The sequence below is a fragment of the Rhizobium ecuadorense genome, from assembly GCF_001187535.1.
GTDB lineage: Bacteria > Pseudomonadota > Alphaproteobacteria > Rhizobiales > Rhizobiaceae > Rhizobium > Rhizobium ecuadorense.
This window is the reverse complement of the sequence record NZ_LFIO01001095.1, coordinates 1-1,055: the sequence shown is the minus strand read 5'-3', so window position 1 is coordinate 1,055 and position 1,055 is coordinate 1. Positions and strand designations below refer to the sequence as shown.

Below are 1,055 nucleotides of genomic sequence, written 5' to 3'. Positions count from 1 at the left end.
TCGGTCAAGCCGGATGCCAAGGCCGTTGTCGGCCGCTCGCGCGCCGTCTCCGCCCGTCTCAACGCCGGCGTCGGCTTCCTAATGAAGAAGAATAAGATCGACATCATCTGGGGTGAGGCGAAGCTTTCAAAGCCCGGCGAGATCGTCGTCGGCAAGTCGTCGAAGCCTGTGGTCGAGCCGCAGCATCCGCTGCCGAAAAACGTCAAGGGCGAGGGCACCTATACCGCCAAGCACATCATCATCGCGACCGGCGCCCGCCCGCGCGCGCTGCCCGGCATCGAGCCCGACGGCAAGCTGATCTGGACCTATTTCGAGGCGCTGAAGCCGGATGCGCTGCCGAAGTCGCTGATCGTCATGGGCTCGGGCGCGATCGGCATCGAATTCGCCAGCTTCTATCGTTCGATGGGCGTGGATGTGACGGTTGTCGAGGTCATGCCGACCATCATGCCGGTCGAGGATGCCGAAGTCACCGCCATCGCCCGCAAGCAGCTGGAAAAGCGCGGCCTGAAGATCTTCACCAGCGCCAAGGTCACGAAGGTCGAGAAGGGTGCGGGCAGCATCACCGCCCATGTCGAGACTTCAGATGGCAAGGTGCAGCAGATCACCGCCGATCGGATGATCTCCGCCGTCGGCGTTCAGGGCAATATCGAAAATCTTGGCCTCGAAGCGCTCGGAATCAAGACCGACCGCGGCTGCGTCGTCGCCGACGGTTACGGCAAGACCAATGTCGCCGGCATCTATGCGATCGGCGACGTTGCCGGCCCGCCGATGCTGGCGCACAAGGCCGAGCATGAGGGCGTCGTCTGCGTCGAGAAGATCGCCGGCCTGCCGAACGTTCATCCCACAGACAAGGGCAAGGTCCCGGGCTGCACCTATTGCAACCCGCAGGTCGCCTCCGTCGGTCTCACCGAAGCCAAGGCCAAGGAGCTGGGCCGTGACATCCGCGTCGGCCGCTTCTCCTTCGCCGCCAACGGCAAGGCGATCGCGCTCGGCGAAGACCAGGGCATGGTCAAGGTGATCTTCGACAAGAAGACCGGCGAGCTGCTCGGCGCCCA

The 1,055-nt window shown here is 64.0% G+C and carries 1 protein-coding gene; it reads left to right on the top strand.

The window, feature by feature from the left end; translation table 11 throughout:
* On the top strand, positions 1-1,055 hold a 1,055-nt coding region (locus tag AF337_RS22125; RefSeq protein WP_049733823.1), incomplete at both ends, for a dihydrolipoyl dehydrogenase.